Raw genomic sequence first — 17,785 nt, 5'->3', positions numbered from 1 at the left:
AGTTAGCGCACCAACTCTAATGTCGTTTGGCCGATGCGAATAATGTCGCCAGCTTTGACATAGCGAGGTGCGGTGAGCCTCTCGTCATCGACGGTGGTGCCGTTACGTGATCCCATATCTTCGATCCACCAATTGCCGTCCTGGTCGGGCAGGAGTCGGGCGTGTTGGGCCGAGGCGTACTCATCTTCCAAGACAAGGGTGCTGGCAGGGGATCGCCCAATGACAACCGGTGTTGCCCCCAGTGGAAGGAGGGTACCAACCAGAGGGCCGCCAGTAACGAGCAGGCTGGTGACCGAGGCGTCGGTTCCTTGTTTGCGTGCTTCCCGGCGTTCTTTAATGGATTTTTTACGTCGGCTATCAGCGTCTTTACGTCCCTTGCCGCGTGGAGTAACGACGGTGCCGAAGATGTCGCGACGCAGTGTATGTACGGCCCACAGAACAAGGAGCCATATGAGGGCCAGGTAGCCCAAACGCAGTACGGTAAATGTCAGGTCTGAAGTCATACGTAGTCTCCAGAGCTGTCAGTCCAGAAAAGGATCGGGGTGCGGCCAATGACGATTTCATTTCCGTTAAGCAGGGTGGCTGCCTCGATTTTGTGTCCTTCGACGAAAGTGCCATTCGTTGAGCCGAGGTCGGTGGCAATGACGCCGGTGGGGGTGATACGTAATTCGAGGTGACGGCGCGATACCCCGGTGTCGTCCACCATGATGTCGGCTTCTGAGCTGCGCCCAAGAACTGTGACCGCCTCTGTGAGTAGCCAGCGTTGATCGCCAATCTCAATAATGGGATGCTGCGGCGATGCAGCGACATTGGCTGCGGGGGCGACGCTACCGCGCACACTGGACGCTTCAACGCGCAGGCGACCGGTGGCCTCAGCCTCATCGGCTGCGAATTCAACGGCCACGGGACCAAGGAGCGCATAGCCGCTGGCAGCTGCATGTTCACTTGCCTGGTTGCCGAACTCTTCAGCGAGCGCATCTGCTGATGGGCCAAGGTTTGCTAGGTCGGTGGGGGAAAGGTGGACGACGAAGCGGTTGGGGGCAACAACGCGGTCGGTGGACACTTCGTGGACGTTATTGTCTTGGGCGCGGCGAATTGCGGTGGTGACGTCAACAGCTTTAATGCCGGATTTGAAGACGCGAGAGAAGGCGCCATTTAGGCCGCGTTCAACCGCGTGTTCAAAGCGGTCGAAGATGCTCATGGCGCCTCCTTATGTCGGTGTCGCCTCGGCGGCGACTGGTAATACGGTATCTATGTCATTCTAAACCGGGTCGATGAATTGAGGTGCGATTCTTCACTGTGGGAGGGGGCACCACATGCATGAACATACAATTTAGGTATTTGTAGTGACTTTTGACCTGTATGTGTTATCATTGTGCTACGCTTCGAAAACGAGGCGAGGGTGAGACTTCCAAATATGCAGGTTAACAGCCAGTGCTTGTAGGTTTGGGAGACAAGAAATGGCATCGTTGACATTTCTTCTCATACCAACAATCATTGCCGGGTAGAACGCATAGATGCGCTTCTGCCCACCCATGAGAGGACGAATTGCAGTGACTCCTACACGCAAAACCGTAGCTGCCGCTGTGGCGGTAACAATGTCTCTTGGCCTGGCAGCCTGCTCTACGGCTTCCAGCACCGATTCCGCTGATCACTCTGCAGAGATGTACACCTGGGTGTCGACTGCAAATGACCGCGCTCAATGGCAGTCATTCGTTGACGCTGCGAAGGAAGCCGACCCGAACTTCAATCTCACCTTCGACGGCCCGTCATTCAATGACTACTGGACCAAAGTCAAGACCCGCATGACCGACAAGGATGCCCCTTGCATCCTCACCACTCAGGCCGCACGCGCCCAAGAACTCCAGGGCATTCTCACCCCCCTCGATGACCTCATTAAGAACGCTGGCCTTGACGTATCCATCTACAACGAAGCCATGATGGCTGGTATGACCGTCGACGGACAGATCCTTGCCCTGCCCTATGATGCAGAACCCGACGTCCTCTTCTACAACAAGGCGCTCTTCACCGCAGCGGGCCTCGAACTGCCCGGCACCGACTACACCACCGACCAGTTCCTCTCAGATGCCAAGGCACTGACCACTGACGGAAAATACGGCGTCGCACTCAAGCCAGGCCTCATGGATAACGCCCCCGGTACCCTCGCCTACGCCTTCGGCGGCGAAGTAACGACCGACGGTGAACTCTCCATCACCTCAGATGCCTTCGTTGAAGGCGTTCAATTCGCTTTCGACCTTGCCCACAGCCACGGTGTCGCCCTTGCCCCATCAGCAGCTGACGGCGATGACGTCGCTCAGGGCGCCTTCACCTCGGGCACTGCCGCAATGATCTTCGACGGCCCGTGGATGTACGGCTCCTTCGCCGAATTGCTGGGTGACGACCTTGGTGTCGCTGTTATCCCCAGCCCCGAAGGCAAGACCACAGCGGTAATCCAAGGCTCCGGCTTCGGCATCGCCCAGTCCTGCGAAAACAAAGAAGCTGCCTTCGCTAACCTCATGAAGCTGGTCACTCCCGAGGTCATCGGCGCAGTCGCCGCCAAGCAAGGCACTGTTCCCTCCGTCGCCAGCCAGATCGACCGCTGGGCCGAAAACAAGGCCGCCGACAATGTTGCCGCCATCGAAACCCTCCTGGAAAATGGCAAGCCACTGGTCACCAACTCCGTGTGGAACCAAGTGTCCACCTCATTTGTGCAGTACAGCCCTGAAGGCTACCGCGGCACCCAGACCGCTGCGGATATGCTCAAGACAATTTCTGACTCTGCACAGTGACCACCTGAGAATGTAAAGGTTCTATCGTGAGTACCACAACCGCCTCAACGACGGTGAAACTCGCTGAGAACCCCAAGCGTGTCCGCGGAGCCAAGCGCTCCGCGGACACGCCGCGCGGTGATGGGGCGAAAGCTGCCCTTTACCTCGCGCCGGGGATGATCGGCTTCCTACTTTTCATCGTGATCCCCCTCCTCGCCTCGCTTGTAATCAGCCTTTTCACCTGGTCATTACATGGCGGTGCTGAATTCGTTGGACTGGACAACTACAAGAGGATGCTTAGTGGCGCTGACCCAGCATTCTGGACAGTCATGCGAAATACAGTGGTTTTCGCGATTGCCTACACGATTCTCAACCTCATCATCGCTATTGCCATCTCCTACTGGCTGCAATCAGTCCCCGAGTGGCTTTCACGCCTCATGCGTGTCATCTTCTTCATCCCAGTAGTGACCCCGATGGCAGGAAATGCTCTGATTTGGCGCCTGCTTCTGAACGACCAAGGCGTGGTGAACTCAGCCCTTGAAAAGCTGGGATTCGACATGGTGCCGTGGCTCAACGACCCAACACTGGCAATGGGATCACTTCTGGTGATGTCGCTATGGCAGGGCCTGGGTTACAACATCGTCGTGCTGACGGCAGGTCTGAACGGCCTCAACACCTCCGTCCTAGAGGCAGCAAAAATTGACGGCACCAACGCATGGAACCGTTTCTTCCTTGTTGTTTTCCCAATGATTTCGCCGACCGTCTTCTTCTGCACTGTCATGACTGTTATCGGCGCCTTCAAAGTCTTCGCACAACCCTATTTCCTCACCATGGGTGGCCCAGGTGAATCCACGAATACCATCGTGCTGTACCTGTACCGCAACGGTTTCGCATTCGACAAACTTGGCTACGCCTCGTCACTGGCATGGGTGCTTTTCGTTGTCGTCATGCTGCTGACCGCCCTGCAATTTAGCCAACAGAAGAGGTGGGTGAACTACGATGCCTAATATTTCGCGCCATACTAAGGAACGCCTCGCGAAGATCATTTCTTCTGTGGCACTGACCTTTTTGGCGATCTGCTTCCTCTTCCCCTTCTTCTGGATGATCGTCACCTCCCTGAAGCCCACCGCCGAAGTCTTCTCTTCGGGCACGTCACTAATGGGTTCTGAGCTTCGGTGGGAAAACTACCCGTCAGCGATGACCTCCATCCCCTTTGGGCGGGTCATCCTTAACTCCATCATCGTTGCCTCCTTAGGGTCACTCCTCGTGATGACAGTGTCGGTCCTGTCCGCATACGCATTTGCGCGCCTGCGTTTCCGTTTCCGTGACCACCTGTTCTTGCTGTTCCTTGGCACACTGGTACTGCCACAGGAAGTTCTCGTCATCCCTTTGTACATCGGCATGCAAAAGATGGGGTTGGTGAACTCCTATTTCGCACTGATCGTTCCCTTCGCATTCGGAGCATTTGGAGCCTTCCTTATCCGCCAATTCTTGATGTCACTGCCAGGAGAATTTGAAGAAGCAGCACGTATTGACGGGTGCGGTGACCTGCGCATCCTTTTCCATGTGCTGCTGCCGCTGCTGAAAGCCCCCATCGTCGTTGTCGGTGTATTCGCCTTTATTGAATATTGGTCAACCTTCCTGTGGCCACTCATCGTTGTCAACGATTCTGATTTGGCGACCATCCCGTTGGGTCTGCAAATGTTCTCAGGTGAACGGGGAACTGACTGGGGCCCGATGATGGCTGCCGTTACCATGGCGACTTTGCCATCGATCTTTATCGTGGTCCTGCTTCAGCGACAGCTGGAAAAGGGTGTCGCGCTGGGCGCATTCGGAGGTCGTTAACGTGGAGTTTTCAGCACGCACATGGGATGATCTCCGACGTCCCACACCACAGTGGTACAAGGATGCGCCCCTGGGCATCTTCATCCACTGGGGCCCCTACTCGGTTCCCGCTTGGGCAGAACCGCATGGTGAACTGGGTACTGAGGCCGATTGGAAAACCTGGTTCACCCACAACGCTTATGCCGAGTGGTACTGGAATACCATCCGTATCGAGGACTCTCCAGCGCAACAGCGTCACCGCGACCTTTATGGCAACCTGCCTTACGAGGCCTTCCTTGACATGTGGGATCCGCACCTCTTTGACCCGGCGCAGTGGGCTTCGCTCTTTGCCCGTGCTGGCGCCGACTACGTGGTGCCCACGACGAAACATCATGACGGTGTGACACTGTGGGATGCCCCTGAAACGGGTAATCGCAATACTGTTCGGCGAGGTCCTCGAAGGGATCTTGTTGGTGACATTGCCGAGGCGACCCGCGCTGCAGGAATGCACTTTGGGGTGTACTACTCGGGTGGCCTCGACTGGCATTACCGTCCCTTTAGGCCGATCATCGCTGATGAAGATTGCAATGACTTGTGTCGGCCTAAGGATGCCGATTACGCCCGATACTGCTATCTGCATGCAGTTGATCTGGTGGATCGTTATCAGCCGGACGTGTTCTGGAACGACATTAACTGGCCAGATGAAGGCAAGCACTTTGGAGAATACGGCCTTGGCCGTTTCTTCGAGTATTTCTACGCTCACTGCCCTGATGGCGTCACTAATGACCGCTATGGCGGTGTGTACTCCGATTTTCTGACATCCGAGTATCAGCACATGTTGGCCTCTGAAGGGGCCGCCGTGTGGGAGAACTGTCGTGGCATTGGCCTATCGTTTGGATACAACCGGGCTGAAACGTCCGAGCAGTACCTGTCGGGTTATGACGCTATTAAACACCTGGTGGATGTTGTTGCACGAGGCGGGCGTTTGCTTCTTGATGTCGGTCCTAAAGCTGATGGTACTTTGCCTGTTGAGCAGATCGAGTGTCTTGAGACGATGGGGCAGTGGATGGTCGACGGTAAGGCTGAACTTGTTGGTGTCGACGTTCTTCACCCGCTTCGAAGTGATGGGTGGGCACGTGCCCTTGGGCACGATGAGCATGCCGCATTGATTGTCGAGGCCGGGCAACGTGTACGCATTGGTGACCTCCCTGCAGGTTTCGATTGGGCGGATGCGCGGGCGACATGTGCAGATGCAGCGGTGGCATTTGACGAGGCTAGCGGTGAATTGACCGTGACTTCTGGCGAAGGTTTGCCTCTGATTGTTCGTGCGAGACGCCGCTAGGACGCAGAGTGAGTTCGGGCCGTAACCGTTTGGTTACGGCCCGAACTGTATCTCCGGGGTTAAAGGACAAAACATGTTGGTTTTGTCCTTTAACCCTATCTCCGGGTGTTGTTGGCGCGCGTGGTGTTGGGCTGGATGCAGGTAGTGCCGTTGTCTTGTGTCTTTTTGTGGGGTGTGCGGGGTAGCTCTACGGGTCGACACACGGAATGGACGTGTTGCGTCCGTTTGGTGTGTTGATGGTGCTGTGGAGGGGTGTTGGAGGGTGTTTTGTGCGTGGTCGACACACGGAACGGAAGTGCCGCTACCGTACCGTGTGTTGATCGGGCGGAGGCTGGTTGTCGGTCCACAATTGGCGAGGCGGAGCTTGGCATGGTGGCTTTCGTTCCTCATGCAATTGCCACGTGTGCATAAAAACTGTGGCGAATCTGTTTTGTGACCGTGAGCGTCGGTCACAAAACAGATTCGCCACAGAAATGGTTGTCATGGAGTCGGTCAAGGACGAATGACGCTTGCTTCACCCGACCAAGCAGCAACGAGACCACACGACCGATTGGCGGCTATTCCACTGGGTACAGGTATGCCAATGGTTTCACCGCATGTTGCTGGCGCATCGCGCACTATTGCGTTAGTGTGCCGCGGGAACAATGAGGTCGCGGACTAGGGCGTCAAGTTTGGCATCGGCGTCAAGGAACTGTCGAAGCGTATTACGCGTTGGCCCAAATGAAGCAAATTCCTCGACTGACAAACCGTCGATGTCGTAGGCGCGACGGAAATCAGGGATGCGAGACAGTTCGTGGAGGTAGTGCTCGGACACTGGGACGCTCATACGTTCTTCGACGGTGTAGTCAGACGCGTTGATGATTTCCTGCCAGGCGAAGGGCGGCGAGACAACTACATCGCCACCTTGGAACTCAGCCCAGTGGTTGACGTTACGGAATGCTGCGCACAGGACCCGGGAACGGTATCCACGTTCGCTAAAGATTGTGTACGCATGTTTAAATGCGGCGATGCCACCCCATTCGAGTGCTGAGGCGTCGATAAAGATACGGTCGCGAGCCACCACTGATTTGAACCAATCATCGAGGCGTCCCACCATAATCGTGACGACACACCCCATGTGGTCGATGGGGAGTCCGGCAGCTTCGCGGCGGTTAAGTCCCCGCTCAATGGCCTCAGCTGCCTGGACAGCTTGTGCGACGGTGAAGGAAACCGTGACATTGATAGAAACACCACGCCATACCGCTTCCTCAATGGCTTCTAAGCCAACAGCGGTTGCAGGGATCTTGACCACGATGTTACGGGCGAGGTTGTGGAACTCTTCGGCTTGGTCGGCGAGTTTCTTGGCATCACGGTGGTAGCGCGGGTCGGTTTGAACAGAGAGGCGACCGTTACGCCCCTGATGTTGGTCGAAGATATCCTCCAGGAGTGCTGCCGCTTCAACCGACATATCTTTCACTGCCTGCCATCCGATTTCCGATTCGCCCCACGTAGGGTGATCTGCGGCGATTTGTCGGATGCGAGGTTCCCAGATATCACGGTGTTTTGAAATGGTGGTGTAGGCGATGACAGGGTTGCACGTCGCCCCCACGCCGCCAAAAGAGATGGATTGACGAAGTTCCTCAAGGTCTGACGAGTCATTCCACAGCACCGTTGGAAATTGTTGGGATGCTGTCAGTAGCGGTCCTGGCGTGGGTGTGATCGTCGACATGGTGACTCCTGAAAGGTCTCGAAGACATGCCACCATTGGCAGGTCTTTTGTTCAGATGACACCAACCTAATAGTTTGTATGGAACATGTCAACTAATTGTATGAACAAATTGAGATTGGTGGTGTTATCCGTAGTGCCTCCAGGGTTGTTGGTCGCGTAGAGGCTTGTCGAGGCGCTGGTGCGGGATCTGGTTGGTGGAGGTAAGTAGGCGGTAGGGGTAAGCACATTGGCGATGGTGCGTGCGCGGGGAGAGTGTCCGGGATCGTCGAGGAGGTGTGGGGCCAGTGACGCGATGGTGCGTGCGCGGGGAGAGTGTGCTTGTTGGCGGTGGTGTGGACACGGAGAAAGGATGCGCGTGCCCGCAGCCTGGTGGTAGACAGCTAGTGGCGCAAAAAATGCGGCTCGCGGATGTTACTGCTCGTACTTGGGTGGCAAAATAGCGGGTTTGTCTTTCGATGCGGTGCAGTGCGCTAATTCCGCGCAGAAACTGCCTGCTCAGCGTCCACTAATCAGCGGTGAGGGTGAAGTGGAAGGAATACAGTTCTGCGTCATAGATGTGATCGCCGTATTCGATCACAGCACCTTGGGCATCGTAAGCAGTGCGCTGCATCGTTAACAGCGCAGCACCGACATCGATACCCATGAGTGCAGCTGCTTGGGCATCAGCCGTTTTTGCGCCAACCGTTTGTTGTGCCGAGGCAGGAATGACATTGTGTTCCCGGAAGCAGGCGTATAAACCGGTGTGTGTGAGCTGGGTCAACGATGGCGCGATATCAGCTGGCAGGTAGTTGTGCATGATGGCGAGGGTGCGATCGTCAAGGGAGCGTTTGCGCTCGATATAGACAATCTCCGTACCAACTTCACGATTGAGGAACGAGGCCTCGACCTCATTTGCCAAACGTACCTCGTAGGCAAGAACCGCTGTGCGGGGCTCGAACCCTGCTTTTTGAAGATCTTCGTTCAGTGAGGTGAGCGCAAGAGGGCGTCGCACATGTGATGGCGTCACGCGCGTGCCAATTCCGCGACGTCTGGTCAACAATCCTCGTGATACCAGGTCTTGCAGTGCGCGTCGCGTCGTCGGGCGCGAAACGTGTAGGCGTTGCGCCATTGATACTTCATCTTCGATGAGGCGCCCCGCAGTGATCTTGCCTGCGACGATGAGCTCTTCAAGCGGCTGTGAGATCTGGTGGTACAGCGGAACGGGCGATGTGCGATCAAGGACGATTGGTGGAATAAAAGGATCGTCAAGCGTTGAGGGTGTATCCGCCATTGGTTACTCCGGTGTGCAACAGGGATTATGACATAACTAGCATACCTGACCGGCGCGAATGTTGTTTTGTTAATACAAAACTTGACTGTAGGTCGTGGGTGGGGGAGACTTAATGTACTTTCCATTTCCCGACGACGTGGAAGGAATGACGAGTGTCTACCGCCCCCTGCGACTTCGATCTGCTTGCGATCGGGCGAAGCGGTGTTGATATCTATCCGCTTCAAACAGGCGTCGGTCTTGAAGACGTCGTGAGTTTCGGAAAGTTCCTTGGTGGTTCTCCTGCCAATGTTGCTGTGGCCGCCGCGCGGCACGGCACCCGCACAGCATTGCTCACAGGCGTTGGATGTGACCCATTTGGACGTTTCGTGCGCAAAGAGATGCGTCGCCTCGGCGTGGATGACCGCTACGTCATCGCCCACGAACATTTCAATACGCCCGTCACATTCTGTGAAATCTTCCCCCCCGACAACTTCCCCTTGTATTTCTATCGGGAACCTTCCGCGCCGGACCTGCAGCTGAGCGGTGACCACATTCCTTTCGATATGGTGCGTACCGTACCGATCCTGTGGCTGTCGGTCACTGGGCTATCAGAGGAACCATCGCGCGGCGCACACCACCAAGTCCTCTCGACTCGTGCGCGTGAGCACACGACAATCCTTGACCTTGATTACCGCTCACGTTTTTGGGGCGAGGAGGCGGACGCTGCACGCGAGATCGACACCGTTCTCCCGCAGGTCAATATCGTCATTGGCAATATCAAAGAGTGTGAAGTTGCGGTTGGTCGACGCGACGCAATAGGTGCAGCCGACGCGCTCCTTGAGCGCGGTGTTGATATTGCCATTGTCAAACAGGGTCCTTCGGGCGCTTTGCTGCGCAGTCGTGACCTGACCGCAACAATCCCAGCCATCCCTGTCGACGTCTACAACGGCCTTGGCGCAGGTGATGCCTTCGGCGGCGCAATCTGCCACGCCCTACTTCAAGGGTGGGAGCTGCCACGCTGCCTCCACTTTGCGGCCGCCGCAGGTGCCATAGTTGCGTCCCGCCTCGAATGTTCAACCGCAATGCCTACAGAAGACGAAGTTAACGCATTGATCGCGACGTATGACGCGATCACCCCGCATGTCACTACCCGGAAGGCCCTATGAGCATGACACAAGATCGTTATATTCGCCGCGCTGGCTCCACATCACATGGGCCGTACGCGGTTGACCTCACCCCTGAGGATGCTCAGTGGCAATGGTCCTCGCTGCGCGTCGTAGAAATCGCCCCGGGTAGCAGCGTTGAAATCGCAGGCAGTGAAACGGAATATCTGGTGTTGCCGCTTTCTGGTGGATGCGTCGTTGACGTAGATGGTGAGCATTTCGTTATTACAGGCCGTGATAGCGTATTTACTGACATTACGGACTACGCGTATATTCCCCGCAACGTTGATGTGGTCCTCGGCAGTGAGGCGGGTGCGCGCATCGCCTTGCCTGGCTCGAAGGCAACCCACGACCTGCCGATCCGCTACTGCCCACGCGGCGAGGTAGTGACGACTTTACGAGGCGCAGGCCCGGCCTCGCGACAAGTCAACAATTACGCTTTGGGTAATGACGTGGAAACATCGCACCTCTTGGCCTGCGAGGTACTTACCCCCGGAGGTAATTGGTCATCGTACCCACCGCATAAGCACGACGAACACACAGATGTTGAACGCATCCTTGAAGAGATTTACTACTACGAAATTCGCTCAGGCGCAGATGGCGCTGAAGGCTTTGCGATCCAACGCATTTACCCGTCGCCAGGCCACGATATTGATGTGTGTACGGAAGTTCGCCACGGTGACATGGTGATTATGCCCTACGGGTATCACGGTCCATCTATCGCTGCTCCGGGATACGACCTGTATTACCTCAATGTCATGGCAGGGCCGGCCGAGGATTCAACATGGCTGATGACCGACGACCCTCATCACACATGGGTTCGTACTACGTGGGATGACCAGGTGGTTGATCCTCGGTTGCCGATGACGCCGATGAATCCTGCCCGGTGACCCACGGACACGATCCATTGACTAACGTGTGTCACCACTCACCACCAGTGCTACCACTGACCGACCCACCTACACCGCACCCCCCAAGGCGCATACCGCCCACTCGCCAAGCTGCGCCACTAAGTGACGACCCTACTCATTCCCTCACTCGCCACCGCCTCGTCGCGCTGCGCCCGCAGGCACACTAGATTTTCGAACAACGCCGCAAGGAGAAACCCATGACATATGCCCAACAAGAAACTGTGCGCCTCACCGTGGCACAGGCGACGATCCGATTCCTCGTCAACCAGTACTCCGAGCGTGACGGGGTGGAGCATCGTCTCATTGCTGGAGCGCTGGGTATTTTTGGCCACGGCAATGTTGCGGGCATCGGCCAAGCGCTTTTGCAAAACGAAGTGGACTCGGCGCCCGATGGTGGCGAAATGCCGTACATCATGCCACGTAATGAACAAGGTGCTGTTCATGCGGCAGCAGCATTCGCTAAGACTACGAACCGAATGCAAACCCTGATGTGCACCGCCTCGATCGGGCCAGGTTCTCTCAATATGGTGACGGGTGCCGCCTTGGCGACAACAAACCGACTTCCTGTCCTCTTGTTCCCATCAGACCAATTTGCTACACGTTTTCCTGACCCGGTACTTCAGCAGGTTGAAAATGCCCAAACGTTAGACACTACCTGCAATGATGCCTTCCGTCCGGTGGCGGCCTTCTTTGATCGCATTAACCGTCCAGAGCAGCTGCTCCCTTCGCTGATGCAGGCGATGCGTACCCTCACCGATCCGGCAGACACTGGCGCGGTGGTACTCGCTATGCCGCAGGATGTGCAAGCCGAAGCCTACGATTTCCCTGTTGAAATGTTTAACAAACGTGTGTGGCATGTACGCCGCACGCCGGTAGACTACGCTTCGCTGGAGCGTGCGGTGAAGAAAATTGCCGCAGCTCAGCGGCCACTCGTTATTGCAGGTGGTGGTGTCATTTACTCTGAAGCCAGTGAAGAATTGCGTGCATTTGCCTCAGCAACAGGGATACCTGTCGCTGATACGCAGGCGGGTAAGGGCGCCATTAACTTCGATCATCCGTGTGCAGTCGGTGGCGTCGGTTCAACGGGGGCGGCCAGCGCGAATGTGCTCGCGGACCAGGCGGACCTTGTGATCGGCGTTGGCACCCGGTATTCAGACTTCACTACGGCGTCACATACGCAGTTTAAGAATCCCGATGTTGCCTTCATCAATATCAACGTGAAGGCCTTTGATGCAGTCAAGCACGGGGGTGAGATGTTGGTGGCGGACGCCCGCGAAACGCTTCGTGCGCTTACCGAGGCGTTGGCACAGTATCGGGTCAGCCAGGCGTATTCGGATGAAATTGAGCAGGTGAAGGCTGCGTGGGATGCGGTGGTTGATGAGCTTACCCATTGCGATCATGGCCCGCTTCCTTCTCAGGTGGAGGTCTTTGGTGCGCTCAATGAACTCATGGGTGAGGACGATATTGTCATTAATGCTGCTGGTTCAATGCCGGGGGATCTTCAGGCACTGTGGCGTGCGCGCACCCCTGTGCAATACCACGTCGAATACGCCTTCTCTTGCATGGGCTACGAGATACCCGCAGCAATTGGCGTGAAGTTGGCGCGGCCACAGTCACAGGTGGTCTCTATCGTTGGTGACGGCACGTATCAGATGCTTCCCATGGAGTTGGCAACGGTGGCTCAAGAGGGAATTAAGGCGATCTTTGTCCTGTTGCAAAACCATGGTTTCGCTTCCATTGGGGCACTGTCTGAGTCACGTGGTTCGCAGCGTTTTGGGACGCGTTACCGTGTTGGCGGCGTAGGCGCGTCGCATACCAGTGAGGGTATTCGACTTGATGTGGATATTGCTGCCAATGCTCGGTCTTGGGGTATTGACGTCATTGAGGTACATACCATTGCTGAGTTTAAGGCGGCTTACAGGCAGGCTGAGGCGTCGCCTCGGGCCACGATGATTCATATTGAGACAGATCTGTGCGGGCCAAATCCACCGTCGTCGTCATGGTGGGATGTACCGGTCAGTGAGGTGTCCCGTTTGGAGAGTACCCAGCGTGCCTACCAGGAGCATGTGGTTAATCGGGCGCCGCAGCGCCATTACTTGCGCTGATTGTGATGTGGGTGTGGTCCGGTCTGAGCGCAACCGGACCACACCTATGTAATGACAAATAGGATTCTGTATATTACTATTAAGTGAGGCGTGTTGCTGTTGTGGCACGAAATCTCCAAGAATCAAAGGTGACAAGGCGGTCATAAAGATGAGAACAATTGAACATTGGGTAAATGGTGCCTACTACGCTGGCCAACCCGTTGGCCATTTCGCGGTAGAAAACCCCGGGACCGGCCAAATCGAAGCGCAGCTTCTTCAAGCCTCCAATGAGGACCTTGACCATGTGGTGGCCGTCGCCCGCGAAGCCCAAAAAGCCTGGGCACGCACACCGTTGTCCAAGCGTGTGGCAGTGATGTTCCGCATGCGTCAGCTTGTCTTGGATCACCAAGACGAAATGGCCAAAATGATTGTCGCTGAACACGGCAAGAATTATTCCGATGCTATCGGCGAAATCCAACGCGGCCGCGAAACGCTTGATTTCGCCACCGCCATCAATATTGCCCTCAAAGGGGAACATTCATTCGACATTGCCAGTGGCGTTGACATCCACACAATGCGCCAACCTGTCGGTGTTGTTGCAGGTATCTGCCCCTTCAACTTCCCAGCCATGGTGCCCATGTGGATGCACCCTGTCGCAATCGCCACCGGCAACGCCTTTATTTTAAAACCCGCCTCCACCACCCCGTCCGCAGCCCTCCTCACAGCCGAGCTCTACAAAGAAGCAGGGCTACCGGACGGTATCTTCAACGTCCTATCAGGCAACCGCGATATGGTCACCGCCATCCTTCAACATCCGGGTATTGACGCCATCTCCTTCGTTGGCTCAACCCCCGTGGCCCACATCGTGCAAGACACCGGTGTGGCACACGGCAAACGTGTCCAAGCCCTTGGCGGAGCCAATAACCACGCCATCGTCATGCCTGATTGCGACCTGGATTTTGCGGCTCAACACATTAGCGCAGCAGCATTCGGTGCCGCTGGAGAACGCTGCATGGCTCTGCCTGTGGTTGTTGCCGTCGGAGGCTGCGGTCCTGAACTCGCACAACGCATCAAAGCCCACGCCGAAAAGATTCACGTTGGTTATGGCATGGATGAAGGCGTCGAAATGGGACCCGTCATTGACGCTGCCGCAAAGAAACGCATCACCGGACTGATCGACGATGCTGAACAGCGCGGCTGCGATATTGTCCTGGACGGACGTCACTTGGTGGTACCCGGCTACGAAAATGGCCACTACCTGGGCCCCACTATCCTCGATGGGGTACCCACGGATGCCCCCGTTTACTATGAAGAAGTATTTGGCCCAGTCCTGACCATCGTTCATGCCGACACCTATGAGGCTGCCATTGAACTGGTCAACGCCTCAGAATTCGGCAATGGTTCAGCAATCTTCACCAACGATGGTGGCGTAGCACGTCGCTTCACCCTTGACGTGGACGCAGGCATGGTCGGCGTGAATGTCCCCATCCCTACCCCGGTTGCCTACTACTCTTTCGGCGGCTGGAAAGAATCGCTGCTTGGAGACACACATATCCACGGCCCAGAAGGCGTGCATTTCTACACGCGCGCTAAAGCGGTCACCTCGCGCTGGCCCTCCGAAAAAACCTACAGCGCGACGATGTCATTCCAACGCGAAGAATAGGTGCGTGGCGAGGCCAGGGCCTGCTCTCACCCCTTCCCTGGCCTCGCCGCCACCGCCTCGGCAATACGGCCCCAAGAACGCGCGCAATGCGTTGCCGCCTCGGCCCACAGTCGCCATCCCCACCACCCCACATAAGGAGAACCCATGAGCCGCATCCGCCTTGGCTGCGCCCCCATCGCCTGGACCAATGACGACATGCCTGAACTTGGAGGTGAAACCACCTACCAGCAGATCCTGTCGGAGGTCGCCTTGGCAGGGTATGAGGGCACCGAAATTGGCAATAAGTACCCTAAAGATCCGACGGTCCTCAACAAGGAATTGCAGTTGCGTGGTATCCGTATTGCGGCGGCATGGCACGGGTGTTTACTCACCACTGGCACCTACGAGGTTGAAGAACAGCGTTTCCTTGAATTTTGTGACTACATGGTGGCCTTGGGTGCGGACTGTGTGAATATTTGCGAGCAGGGGCACTCTATTCAAGGGATGCGCGACAAATCAGTTTTTGCTGACAAGCCGACCTTCACTGACGACGAATGGCAGCGTTTGGCGGATGGTCTCAACCGCTTTGGACGCTTGGCCAAAGACAAAGGCCTGCGGCTGGCCTACCACCATCACATGGGCACAGGTGTACAAACGCGCGCCGAGATCGACCGTCTGATGGAAATGACCGATCCTGATGCGCTCCTTCTGCTGGTCGACAATGGGCACCTGCTGTTTTCTGGCGAAAACACCGCCGACGTGATCGCACAGTATCTGCCACGTATCGGGCATATGCACCTGAAGGATATTCGTCCCGCAGTTGTTGAACAGGCGCGTGAGCAGGGTTGGTCATTCCTTGACGCAGTCCTTCACGGTGCATTCACGGTACCTGGGGACGGGGAAACAGATTTTGCGACGCTGCTGCGTCCAGTTGTCGAATCCGACTATGACGGATGGTTTATGGTCGAGGCAGAGCAAGATCCAGCATTGGCCAATCCTTTGGAGTATGCCAAGCTCGCACGCAAGACACTGCACGATAGCCTCGGGTTGTAACGCTCGGGAAGGTAAACGGCACAGACGACAAGAGAGCGGAAGGCATTGTGGCCATCCGCTCTCTTGCTTATTGCGCTGGGGATAAATAGGGCTAGTCGAGGCGGATGACGGTCCCGCTTTGAGCTGAGGCTGCTGCCGCCTCGGCAATACGTAGTGCTGCTGCGCCGTCCTCAATATCGGGCGTAGGGCGACGTCCCTGGCTGATTGCCAACACGAATTCTGACAATTCGTTGGAATAGGCTGCCTCGTAGCGTTCGAGGAAGAAATCGAGGTAGGGATCAAGTGCGTCACTTGCCTGTGCTGACGAGTAGCGAACGGTGGTGGGTCGCACATTGTCAGCAAATAGCGCGCCTTCGGTACCGAATGCTTCTAGGCGTTGGTCGTATCCGGTGGCGCAGTGGCGAGAATTGGTGATCGTAGCGCACTTGCCGTCGCTGTTGACTAGGGTGATGACTGCCCCATCAAAATCGCCGGTGTCGGCTAGGGCTGGGTCAAGGTTAAGGCCCATGGCAGATACTGACACGATATCGCCGAGGAAGTAGCGAGCCATGTCGAAATCGTGGATGGTCATATCTTTGAAAATGCCACCTGAGACTGCAATATATTCCTTCGGTGGTGCGGCGGGGTCACGTGAAATAATGGTGAGCTGTTCGAGAGTGCCGATTTTTCCTGCCTCAACCGCGTCATGTATGGCTTTGAATGACGGGTCGAATCGGCGATTAAAACCAAGCATCACGACCGGGTTGAGGCCTTCAAGGTCCTTGCGGAGTTGCTCGACGGCTGCTGTTTCCATTGCCACGGGTTTTTCGCACAATGCGGGTTTACCTGCGCGTGCGGCTGCCAAGATATGTGGCACATGCAATGGCGTGGGCGAACAGATAATGACAGCGTCAACATCGTCGGCGGTGAACACTGAATCCACGTCGGCTGTTGCGCGAGCACCGTATGCGGCTGCGACTTTCTGCGCGCCGTCAGCATATACGTCGGCGACGACTGAAAGGGTTGCCTCCGGGTGTGCGGCAACGGAACGAGCGTGGACTTGGCCGATGCGGCCTGCGCCAATTAGGCCGATTCTTAACATAGAGGCACTCCCTCGTGTCTAGACGAATGGGACGCGTGAGCACCCCGAAAGAATCTTACGATCTATGTTAAGAGTTTTCCACTCCATGTGATGACAAAATGGGTGTGGGTGTGGGTGTGCTGCTGGCCTGCACCGCCATTGCTCAGGGGAGAGGCGTTTTCTCACCCGCTTCGACTCTCATGTCCACACAATTACCTGCGGGAGGCATCGGGCAGGTACCAAAGGGCGAAAAATGTGCAGGAAATACTGTCGAGCGCGTGAAATCCACCCAGGTGCGCGAATCAGCCTCGATGATTGGCGCCACACGCCAATCGGGGGTATCCACCCCGTTGGTCAGGTCATGAAAGATTACTGAGGCGTCGTCACGTTCTCCAGTCACCATCAGTGTGGCGGTGGAACCGTTAGGAAGCGCTACCGCAGTGCTGCCAACGCGCATGAGGCGCGAACGCAGTCCAGGTTGCGCAGAAGAAACCTCAACCGGCGTGGCATCTTCCCAGGTCGTGATTGCTGAGCACACCCAGGAGGAGTCAAAATCCCAGCACGGCACACCGGAAAAAGTGGATAGACGAGGCGCACGAGGGTCGCGGATGCGCACAATTACGCCGTCGCCTCGTTGGGCGACTTCTGCGCGAGATTCACCCCACGTAAGGTCCATGGTGGAACTACCAGGACTGAGGGTGATGACATAAGACGTGCTGACCGCACCGTCGGCGTCATGTACCTGATCTGCCTTGTCAAAAAGTGCCGTTACGGTGTGTGGGCCAGTGCCTTCAACTCGCCACTGGCCCGGAAAATTGGGCAGTGTCGTCGGCGCGTTACTCAGCCAGGTAAGTGAAGTGAGGGAAAGCCAACCGTGAGGCTGCGACAGTGTTTCGGTGCGCTCGCGGCGCCACGCGGTCCAGGATTCAGGTGTAGGGAACATAATGGCACCCTTTCGTTACGTGACGTATTTGCGCGGCA

At 56.3% G+C, this 17,785-nt stretch carries 15 protein-coding genes; 9 read left to right on the top strand and 6 right to left on the bottom strand.

The genetic code is table 11. From position 1 onward, the window contains the following. Window positions 1-2 precede the first annotated feature (2 nt). Both G438_RS0100360 and G438_RS0100355 read right to left on the bottom strand, forming a co-directional pair. Window positions 3-503 carry an FHA domain-containing protein FhaB/FipA gene (locus tag G438_RS0100360; protein WP_026459673.1) on the bottom strand — a complete coding sequence of 167 codons (501 nt, stop codon included), beginning with the start codon at window positions 501-503 and terminating at the stop codon, window positions 3-5. Continuing rightward, window positions 500-1,201 carry an FhaA domain-containing protein gene (locus G438_RS0100355; protein ID WP_026459672.1) on the bottom strand — a complete coding sequence of 234 codons (702 nt, stop codon included), beginning with the start codon at window positions 1,199-1,201 and terminating at the stop codon, window positions 500-502. Before G438_RS0100355 ends, G438_RS0100360 begins: the two co-directional genes overlap by 4 nt. Window positions 1,202-1,553: 352 nt before the next feature. Between G438_RS0100355 and G438_RS0100345 the strand changes: the two genes are divergently transcribed. From G438_RS0100345 to G438_RS0100330, 4 genes are read left to right on the top strand one after another with little or no spacing between them, the layout of a single operon-like run. Next, window positions 1,554-2,789, top strand: a complete 1,236-nt coding sequence (locus G438_RS0100345) for an ABC transporter substrate-binding protein (protein WP_026459671.1) — start codon at window positions 1,554-1,556, stop codon at window positions 2,787-2,789. A 26-nt stretch (window positions 2,790-2,815) separates the two neighbouring features. Then, on the top strand, window positions 2,816-3,775 hold the full coding sequence (locus tag G438_RS0100340; protein ID WP_240470937.1) for a carbohydrate ABC transporter permease: 960 nt from the start codon (window positions 2,816-2,818) through the stop codon (window positions 3,773-3,775). Beyond that, window positions 3,768-4,613, top strand: coding sequence for a carbohydrate ABC transporter permease (locus G438_RS0100335; protein ID WP_026459669.1), 846 nt, complete (start codon window positions 3,768-3,770; stop codon window positions 4,611-4,613). Before G438_RS0100340 ends, G438_RS0100335 begins: the two co-directional genes overlap by 8 nt. Window position 4,614: 1 nt before the next feature. Beyond that, window positions 4,615-5,934, top strand: coding sequence for an alpha-L-fucosidase (locus tag G438_RS0100330; protein WP_026459668.1), 1,320 nt, complete (start codon window positions 4,615-4,617; stop codon window positions 5,932-5,934). A gap of 625 nt (window positions 5,935-6,559) precedes the next feature. Here the strand turns inward: G438_RS0100330 and G438_RS0100325 are convergent. Further along, a complete protein-coding gene (locus G438_RS0100325; RefSeq protein WP_026459667.1) occupies window positions 6,560-7,642 on the bottom strand; it encodes a transaldolase family protein in 1,083 nt (360 codons plus the stop codon). Between the two features lie 505 nt (window positions 7,643-8,147). Further along, window positions 8,148-8,912 carry a GntR family transcriptional regulator gene (locus G438_RS0100320; RefSeq protein WP_026459666.1) on the bottom strand — a complete coding sequence of 255 codons (765 nt, stop codon included), beginning with the start codon at window positions 8,910-8,912 and terminating at the stop codon, window positions 8,148-8,150. 152 nt (window positions 8,913-9,064) lie between these two features. Between G438_RS0100320 and iolC the strand changes: the two genes are divergently transcribed. The 5 genes from iolC (at window position 9,065) to iolE (ending at window position 15,744) form a co-directional block, all read left to right on the top strand. After that, on the top strand, window positions 9,065-10,057 hold the full coding sequence (iolC, locus tag G438_RS0100315) for a 5-dehydro-2-deoxygluconokinase (RefSeq protein WP_026459665.1): 993 nt from the start codon (window positions 9,065-9,067) through the stop codon (window positions 10,055-10,057). A gap of 2 nt (window positions 10,058-10,059) precedes the next feature. Further along, the gene (iolB, locus tag G438_RS0100310) at window positions 10,060-10,944 is read left to right on the top strand and encodes a 5-deoxy-glucuronate isomerase (protein ID WP_034284512.1); all 885 of its coding nucleotides are present in this window, start codon (window positions 10,060-10,062) and stop codon (window positions 10,942-10,944) included. Between the two features lie 218 nt (window positions 10,945-11,162). Then, window positions 11,163-13,070 carry a 3D-(3,5/4)-trihydroxycyclohexane-1,2-dione acylhydrolase (decyclizing) gene (gene iolD / locus G438_RS0100305; protein ID WP_026459663.1) on the top strand — a complete coding sequence of 636 codons (1,908 nt, stop codon included), beginning with the start codon at window positions 11,163-11,165 and terminating at the stop codon, window positions 13,068-13,070. 148 nt (window positions 13,071-13,218) lie between these two features. Continuing rightward, window positions 13,219-14,712: a CoA-acylating methylmalonate-semialdehyde dehydrogenase gene (locus G438_RS0100300; RefSeq protein WP_026459662.1), complete on the top strand. Its 1,494-nt coding sequence runs from the start codon at window positions 13,219-13,221 to the stop codon at window positions 14,710-14,712. Between the two features lie 144 nt (window positions 14,713-14,856). Continuing rightward, a complete protein-coding gene (gene iolE, locus G438_RS0100295; protein WP_026459661.1) occupies window positions 14,857-15,744 on the top strand; it encodes a myo-inosose-2 dehydratase in 888 nt (295 codons plus the stop codon). A gap of 91 nt (window positions 15,745-15,835) precedes the next feature. Here the strand turns inward: iolE and iolG are convergent, their stop codons facing one another. Beyond that, entirely contained in the window at window positions 15,836-16,825 is a 990-nt protein-coding gene (gene iolG / locus G438_RS0100290; RefSeq protein ID WP_026459660.1) for an inositol 2-dehydrogenase, read from the bottom strand. Window positions 16,826-16,967: 142 nt separating this feature from the next. Continuing rightward, entirely contained in the window at window positions 16,968-17,747 is a 780-nt protein-coding gene (locus tag G438_RS0100285; protein ID WP_026459659.1) for a DUF1684 domain-containing protein, read from the bottom strand. Window positions 17,748-17,785 lie beyond the last annotated feature (38 nt).

It is taken from the genome of Schaalia suimastitidis DSM 15538 (assembly GCF_000429105.1).
Taxonomy (GTDB): domain Bacteria; phylum Actinomycetota; class Actinomycetes; order Actinomycetales; family Actinomycetaceae; genus Pauljensenia; species Pauljensenia suimastitidis.
This window is presented reverse-complemented; position numbering and strand designations above follow the sequence as displayed.

Excerpts from the sequence above, each read along its gene's own strand:
- G438_RS0100360 (WP_026459673.1), bottom strand. The coding sequence starts at position 503 with ATGACTTCAGACCTGACATTTACCGTACTGCGTTTGGGCTACCTGGCC.
- G438_RS0100355 (WP_026459672.1), bottom strand. The coding sequence starts at position 1,201 with ATGAGCATCTTCGACCGCTTTGAACACGCGGTTGAACGCGGCCTAAAT.
- G438_RS0100335 (WP_026459669.1), top strand. The coding sequence starts at position 3,768 with ATGCCTAATATTTCGCGCCATACTAAGGAACGCCTCGCGAAGATCATT.
- G438_RS0100325 (WP_026459667.1), bottom strand. The coding sequence starts at position 7,642 with ATGTCGACGATCACACCCACGCCAGGACCGCTACTGACAGCATCCCAA.
- G438_RS0100320 (WP_026459666.1), bottom strand. The coding sequence starts at position 8,912 with ATGGCGGATACACCCTCAACGCTTGACGATCCTTTTATTCCACCAATC.
- iolB (WP_034284512.1), top strand. The coding sequence starts at position 10,060 with ATGACACAAGATCGTTATATTCGCCGCGCTGGCTCCACATCACATGGG.
- iolD (WP_026459663.1), top strand. The coding sequence starts at position 11,163 with ATGACATATGCCCAACAAGAAACTGTGCGCCTCACCGTGGCACAGGCG.
- G438_RS0100300 (WP_026459662.1), top strand. The coding sequence starts at position 13,219 with ATGAGAACAATTGAACATTGGGTAAATGGTGCCTACTACGCTGGCCAA.
- iolE (WP_026459661.1), top strand. The coding sequence starts at position 14,857 with ATGAGCCGCATCCGCCTTGGCTGCGCCCCCATCGCCTGGACCAATGAC.
- iolG (WP_026459660.1), bottom strand. The coding sequence starts at position 16,825 with ATGTTAAGAATCGGCCTAATTGGCGCAGGCCGCATCGGCCAAGTCCAC.
- G438_RS0100285 (WP_026459659.1), bottom strand. The coding sequence starts at position 17,747 with ATGTTCCCTACACCTGAATCCTGGACCGCGTGGCGCCGCGAGCGCACC.